Source organism: Serratia odorifera (assembly GCF_041448735.1).
In the GTDB taxonomy this organism is placed as follows: domain Bacteria; phylum Pseudomonadota; class Gammaproteobacteria; order Enterobacterales; family Enterobacteriaceae; genus Serratia_F; species Serratia_F odorifera.
This window is the reverse complement of sequence record NZ_JBGMUT010000004.1, coordinates 183,465-190,303: the sequence shown is the minus strand read 5'-3', so window position 1 is coordinate 190,303 and position 6,839 is coordinate 183,465. Positions and strand designations below refer to the sequence as shown.

Annotated in this window: 5 protein-coding genes; 4 read left to right on the top strand and 1 reads right to left on the bottom strand. The window is 56.1% G+C overall.

Translation table 11 applies throughout. The annotated features are described in order from the left end of the window. Nucleotides 1-255: 255 nt before the first annotated feature. Nucleotides 256-1,083: a co-chaperone DjlA gene (gene djlA, locus ACCC84_RS13390; RefSeq protein WP_004955428.1), complete on the bottom strand. Its 828-nt coding sequence runs from the start codon at nt 1,081-1,083 to the stop codon at nt 256-258. Between the two features lie 223 nt (nt 1,084-1,306). On the opposite strand from djlA, the gene lptD reads away from it, so the two are divergent. The 4 genes from lptD to rsmA all read left to right on the top strand — a co-directional run bounded on the left by lptD (nt 1,307) and on the right by rsmA (nt 6,834). Further along, complete coding sequence (gene lptD, locus ACCC84_RS13385) at nt 1,307-3,676, top strand: LPS assembly protein LptD (protein ID WP_004955429.1); 2,370 nt, start codon at nt 1,307-1,309, stop codon at nt 3,674-3,676. A gap of 66 nt (nt 3,677-3,742) precedes the next feature. Further along, nucleotides 3,743-5,044 carry a peptidylprolyl isomerase SurA gene (gene surA / locus ACCC84_RS13380; RefSeq protein WP_004955430.1) on the top strand — a complete coding sequence of 434 codons (1,302 nt, stop codon included), beginning with the start codon at nt 3,743-3,745 and terminating at the stop codon, nt 5,042-5,044. Further along, nucleotides 5,031-6,023, top strand: coding sequence for a 4-hydroxythreonine-4-phosphate dehydrogenase PdxA (pdxA, locus tag ACCC84_RS13375; RefSeq protein WP_371901990.1), 993 nt, complete (start codon nt 5,031-5,033; stop codon nt 6,021-6,023). Before surA ends, pdxA begins: the two co-directional genes overlap by 14 nt. Then, nucleotides 6,016-6,834, top strand: a complete 819-nt coding sequence (gene rsmA / locus ACCC84_RS13370) for a 16S rRNA (adenine(1518)-N(6)/adenine(1519)-N(6))-dimethyltransferase RsmA (protein ID WP_198773268.1) — start codon at nt 6,016-6,018, stop codon at nt 6,832-6,834. Before pdxA ends, rsmA begins: the two co-directional genes overlap by 8 nt. Nucleotides 6,835-6,839 lie beyond the last annotated feature (5 nt).

Here is a 6,839-nt window from a genome sequence, read left to right as displayed (position 1 = left end):
GAGATACCCTAAATAGTTGGCGTTGCGTCGCGGCGGCAACCAAGCGCACCCCGGGAGCGTACATCAAGTACCTGACCGAGGTAAACGTGGGCAGCCAACAAAGAGGCGGCGTCAAATATGACCTCGAGATACCCTAAATAGTTGGCGTTGCGTCGCGGCGGCAACCAAGCGCACCCCGGGAGCGTACATCAAGTACGTGACCGGGGTAAACGCGGGCAGCCAACAAAGAGGCGGCGTCAAATATGACGGGTATCGTTATTTGAAGCCTTTCTCACGCTTGATCAGGTCATACGCCGCCTGAATCTCCTGCGCTTTCTGCTTGGCCATTTCCATCATTTCTGGCGGCAGGCCTTTTGCTACCAGTTTATCCGGGTGGTGTTCGCTCATCAGCTTGCGGTAGGCGCGCTTGATGGTGGTGGCGTCATCACTGCTGTCGACCCCCAGCACCTTGCAGGCGTCTTCCAGCGTCGGCCCACGTTGCGCCTGCTGATGCCCGCCGTGCGAATAACCGCCCTGCTGCTGATAGCCGCCGCCGAACTGCTGGCCGCCTTCCATCATGCGCAGGAACTGATCGAACTGGGCTCGTGAAATACCCAGTTCTTCGGCAATCACGTACAGCACCTGACGTTCGTTCGGGTGCAGCGAACCATCGGCAAACGCCGCCTGGATCTGAATTTCCAGAAACATCCTAATCAGATCGAAACGACCAAAACAGATGCTGCGAAACTGCTGCAGGGTTTCACGCAGCGGGAAATTACCCTGCTTGCCTTCGCGAAACGCCTGCTGGGCAGCGGTACGCGCTGCGCCGTGTAGCTGCATGCGATCCATAAACAGGCTGGCGATTTGTATGTCAGCCTCGGTAACGCGCCCTTTTGATTTGGTGAGGTGCCCCATTACCTGAAATGTGGTGCGGAAAAACAACGTTTGCCGCGTTTGCTGGTCAGCGAAAAAGCCTCGGCTGCGCTTATTGTTGCGCGCAGTATCGATCATATGGCCGACAATCAGCCCCAAAACTACGCCCCAGAAGCCCGCGCCAGACCAAATGGCGACAATGACTCCGAGCAGTTTTCCCCAATACTGCATATACTCCTCAATTATATTACTTTCAGCGCAATGCCCCGCCGCAATAGCTAAGGGTTAGGCGATTTTTCCCAAGATTTCGATTATCATACCTGTCATTTATCGCTGCGCCTAACAACGACGCAGTTAAACGGCAGGATTTAACTAGCGCAACGCAGATGAGTGATATAGTCTCTGACCGTTTGCCGGACATGACGCCTCTGATGACGGAACACCAAAACCGCGTATGAAAAAAAGTTTCCCAACACTGCTGGCCACGATGATTTGGACGGCACTCTACAGTCAGCATGCGCTGGCTGATCTGGCCGAGCAGTGCATGCTCGGCGTTCCTACCTATGACAAACCGCTGGTCAGCGGCGATCCCAACAGCCTGCCGGTAACCATCAATTCCGATGATTCCCGCGCCGACTATCCGGGTAGCGCGTTGTTCAGCGGTGATGTAAAAATCGAACAGGGCAACAGTACGCTGACGGCGAAACAGGTCGAGCTGAACCAGAAGCAGGAGCCGGGTCAAAGCGATCCAATCCGCACCGTCACCGCCACTGGCGATGTGCACTACGACGATAACCAAATCAAGCTGAAAGGGCCGAAGGCCTGGTCGAACCTGAACACCAAGGACACCGATGTCTACCAGGGTGATTACCAGATGGTCGGCCGTCAGGGGCGTGGTGACGCGGACAAGATGAAAATGCGCGGCCAGAATCGCTACACCATTCTGGAAAACGGCACCTTTACCTCTTGCCTGCCGGGCGACAACAGCTGGAGCGTAGTCGGTTCCGAAGTGATCCACGACCGCGAAGAGCAGGTAGCGGAAATATGGAATGCGCGCTTTAAAATCGGCGGTGTTCCGGTGTTCTACAGCCCGTATCTGCAATTGCCGGTGGGCGACAAGCGGCGTTCAGGCTTCCTGATCCCCAATGCGAAATATGGCAGCAATAACGGCTTTGAATTCATGCTGCCGTATTACTGGAACATTGCGCCCAACTTCGACGCCACCATTACGCCGCACTACATGACCAAACGCGGTTTGCAACTCCAGAACGAATTCCGTTACCTGACGCAACCGGGCGCCGGCACCATCGAATTTGACTGGCTGCCAAACGACAGCGAATACAACAAGGACAACCCGCAGGACAGCAACGATACCCGCTGGCTGTTCTACTGGAACCACAGCGGCGTCATGGATCAGGTGTGGCGCTTCAACGTTGACTACACCAAAGTCAGCGACTCGCAATACTTTAACGATCTGGACTCGCTGTACGGTTCCACTACCGATGGCTACGCGACGCAAAAATTCAGCGCCGGCTATGCCGATGAAAACTTCGACGCCACCATCTCGTCCAAGCAGTTCCAGATCTACGACAATACCAGCCGCACCAGTGCGGATACCTACAAGGTATTGCCGCAGATTGACATCAACTATTACAAGAACGACCTTGGTCCGTTCGACTTCCGCGTTTATGGTCAGGCGGCCAAGTTCGTCAACATTAACCCTTACAGCCCGGATGCCACACGTCTGCACCTTGAGCCGACGCTGAACCTGCCGTTGACCAACGGTTGGGGCTCGCTCAACAGCGAAGTGAAGCTGATGGCGACGCACTACCAGCAGGATATTCCGGACGGTTTCGCCGGCAACTACAAGAGCCGAACCGGTCGTGACGCGCCGGAGCTGGACGACTCGGTCAACCGGGTACTGCCGCAGTTCAAGGTTGACGGCAAGATGGTCTTCGACCGCAATATGGACTGGGCGAAGGACTTTACCCAGACGCTGGAACCGCGCCTGCAATACCTGTATGTGCCGTATCGCGATCAGAGCAACATCTATTCCTACGACTCCACGCTGCTGCAGACCGATTATTCCGGCCTGTTCCGCGACCGTACCTACAGCGGTCTGGATCGTATTGCTTCGCAGAACCGTCTGGCCGCCGGGGTAACGTCGCGCGTTTATGATGATGCGCTGGTTGAACGTTTCAACGTTTCTGTGGGTCAAATCTATTACTTCAGTCGTTCGCGCACCGGCGATCAGAACTCCGGTTACGACAACAATGATGACACCGGCAGCCTGGTATGGGCTGGCGACACCTATTGGAAGATCGACGATCGTTGGGGTCTGCGCGGCGGGGTGCAATACGACACCCGCCTCGACAGCGTGGCGCTCGGTGATGCAGTACTGGAGTACCGTCAGGACGAAAACCGTATGGTGCAGTTGAACTACCGCTACGCCAGCCCGGAATATATCCAGGCGACGTTGCCGCAGGTCACCAGCCCGGGCTATCAGGACGGCATTTCGCAGGTTGGCGTTACCGCCAGTTGGCCAATTGCCGATCGTTGGGCGATCGTCGGGGCTTACTACTACGATACTCGCGCGCAACAGTCCGCAGATCAACTGGTTGGCCTGCGTTACAACACCTGCTGCTGGGCGGTTAACCTCGGTTACGAACGCAAGATTACCGAATGGGATACGGGTAATCAGTCCAGCAAATATGACAACAAAGTTTCATTCAACATCGAACTGCGTGGCCTGAGCAGCGATCATAGTCTCGGCACCGGTGAAATGCTGCGTTCAGGCATTCTGCCATACCAACGTGCGTTTTGATGTTCTGTAATACTTTGAAAAACGAGAACTTTCACCCGCATTTGCGGATTACATAATGGGAAATGTATGAAGAACTGGAGAACGCTTATTCTCGGATTGGTGGTTTGTGCCAATGCCGCGTTCGCAGCACCCCAAGAAGTGGATAAAGTCGCCGCCGTCGTGGATAACGGCGTGGTACTCGAGAGCGACGTCAATGGTTTACTGCAGTCGGTGAAGCTCAATGCGCAGCAGGCCGGCCAGCAATTGCCGGACGATAAAACACTGCGTCACCAGATCCTCGAGCGTTTGATCATGGATAACATCCAGCTGCAGATGGCCAAGAAAATGGGCATCAACGTCACCGATGCCGATCTGGATAAAGCCATCGGCAACATTGCCGCGCAAAACCGCATGTCCATCGATCAGCTGCGCAGCCGTCTGGCTTACGAAGGGTTGAACTACAACACTTACCGTTCGCAGATCCGCAAAGAGATGCTGATCACCGAAGTACGCAACAACGAAGTACGTCGTCGCGTCACCATCCTGCCGCAGGAAGTCGATGCGCTGGCGAAACAGGTCGGCGCGCAAAACGGCAGCGACACCGAAATGAACATCAGCCACATCCTGATCCCGCTGCCGGAAAACCCGTCGCAGCAACAGGTTGATGAAGCGGAAACGCTGGCCAAACGTCTGATCGGCGAAATCAACAGCGGTGCCGACTTCGGCAAGCTGGCTATCACCTATTCTGCCGACTCACAGGCGCTGAAAGGCGGTAATATGGGCTGGGGTAAACTGCAAGAGATCCCTACCCTGTTTGCCGAACGTCTGGTCAGCGCTAAAAAAGGCGATGTCGTCGGTCCTATCCGTTCAGGCGTCGGCTTCCATATCCTGAAGGTCAACGATCTGCGTGGCGCCAGCCAGTCCATTTCGGTTACCGAAGTTCACGCACGTCACATCCTGCTGAAACCGTCGGTGGTGATGACTGACGATCAGGCGCGGGCGAAACTGGAAGAAGTGGCGGCAGCGGTCAAAAGCGGCAAAGCCAAATTCGCCGACGAAGCCAAACAGCTGTCTCAGGATCCGGGTTCTGCCCTGCAGGGCGGCGACCTGGGTTGGGCGTCACCGGACATCTATGACCCGGCCTTCCGCGATGCGTTGTTGAAACTGCAAAAAGGCGAAGTCAGCCAACCGGTGCATTCGGCATTTGGCTGGCACCTGATCCAGTTGCTTGATACCCGCCAGGTGGATAAAACCGATGCGGCGCAAAAAGAACGCGCATACCGCATGCTGTTCAACCGCAAGTTTGCCGAAGAAGCGCAAACCTGGATGCAAGAACAGCGCGCTGCGGCCTACGTAAAAATTCTTGATGGCAGCAATGCGCAACAATAATCGTCTGGTAATTACCCCCGGTGAACCCGCCGGGGTGGGGCCGGATCTGGTGATAGCGCTGGCACAGCAGGCATGGCCTGTTGAGTTGGTGGTATGCGCCGATCCGGCCCTGTTGCTTGCACGTGCCCAGCAGTTGAACCTGCCGCTGCAGCTGCGCGAGTATCAACCGGGCAGCGCGGCCCAGCCCCAGCAAGCCGGCAGCCTGACGGTGTTGCCGATCGCGCTGGCGGCACCGGCGATTGCCGGTCAGTTGGACGTCAGCAACAGCAGCTACGTGGTGGATACTCTGGCGCGCGCCTGCGACGGCTGCCTGAACGGTGAATTCGCCGCGCTGATCACCGGTCCGGTCAACAAGAGCATTATCAACGAGGCCGGCGTGCCGTTCAGCGGTCACACCGAGTTTTTCGCCGAGCGCAGCCAGCGCGATCGGGTGGTCATGATGCTGGCTACCGAAAAGTTGCGCGTCGCACTGGCCACCACGCACCTGCCGTTGCTGGCAGTGCCGGGCGCCATTACCGAGCAAAGCCTGCACGAAGTGATCACCATTCTTGACCATGATTTGAAAACCAAGTTTGGCATCGCGCAGCCGCAGATTTATGTTTGCGGGCTTAACCCGCATGCTGGCGAAGGCGGCCATATGGGCCGTGAAGAGCTGGACGTGATCATTCCGGCGCTGACCGCGCTGCGTGCTCGTGGCATCGCGCTGACCGGCCCGCTGCCGGCCGATACGCTGTTCCAGCCAAAGTATCTGCAACATGCAGACGCGGTGCTGGCGATGTATCACGATCAGGGTCTGCCAGTGCTAAAATACCAAGGGTTCGGCCGCGCGGTGAATATCACGCTCGGCTTACCTTTTATCCGTACCTCGGTGGATCACGGTACCGCGCTGGAACTGGCCGGCACCGGCACCGCCGACGTGGGCAGTTTCAAAACGGCGTTAAATCTCGCCATTAAAATGATAAATAATTGTAATGAATAATAGAGTCCACCAAGGGCATTTTGCCCGCAAACGCTTTGGACAGAACTTTTTAACCGATCAGTTTGTCATCGATAGCATCGTTTCCGCCATTCACCCGCAGCCGGGCGAAGCCGTGGTTGAAATCGGCCCAGGGCTTGGCGCATTGACCGAACCGGTCGGCGCTCGCATGGATCGCATGACGGTGATTGAGCTGGACCGCGATCTGGCGGCTCGCCTTGCCAGTCACCCACAGCTGAAAGACAAACTGACCATTCACCAGCAAGATGCCATGACGGTCAATTTCTCCGAAATGGCCGAACAGGCTGGCCAACCGCTGCGCGTGTTTGGTAACCTGCCGTATAATATTTCGACACCGCTGATGTTCCACCTTTTCAGCTATACTCAGGCTATTCGCGACATGCATTTTATGTTGCAGAAAGAAGTGGTTAATCGCCTGGTTGCCGGTCCGAACAGCAAGGCCTACGGCCGTTTATCGGTAATGGCGCAATATTATTGCAACGTTATTCCGGTGCTGGAAGTTCCGCCTACCGCTTTCGCGCCACCGCCAAAAGTGGACTCTGCCGTGGTACGTCTGGTTCCGCATGTGGTCATGCCGCATACCGTCAGCGATGTTCGCATGCTGAGCCGCATAACCACCCAGGCTTTCAATCAGCGTCGTAAAACCGTGCGTAATAGCCTTGGCGATTTGTTCACGCCGGAACAACTGAGCGAGCTCGGCGTCGATCCTACGCTCAGAGCAGAAAATATTTCTGTGGCGCAATACTGTCAGCTGGCAAACTGGCTATCAGCCAAACCGGCGCCGCAGCAATAAGGAGT

What these genes read in the sequence shown, in the direction of transcription:
- surA (WP_004955430.1), top strand. Translation starts at nt 3,743, where the DNA reads ATGAAGAACTGGAGAACGCTTATTCTCGGATTGGTGGTTTGTGCCAAT.
- djlA (WP_004955428.1), bottom strand. Translation starts at nt 1,083, where the DNA reads ATGCAGTATTGGGGAAAACTGCTCGGAGTCATTGTCGCCATTTGGTCT.
- lptD (WP_004955429.1), top strand. Translation starts at nt 1,307, where the DNA reads ATGAAAAAAAGTTTCCCAACACTGCTGGCCACGATGATTTGGACGGCA.
- rsmA (WP_198773268.1), top strand. Translation starts at nt 6,016, where the DNA reads ATGAATAATAGAGTCCACCAAGGGCATTTTGCCCGCAAACGCTTTGGA.
- pdxA (WP_371901990.1), top strand. Translation starts at nt 5,031, where the DNA reads ATGCGCAACAATAATCGTCTGGTAATTACCCCCGGTGAACCCGCCGGG.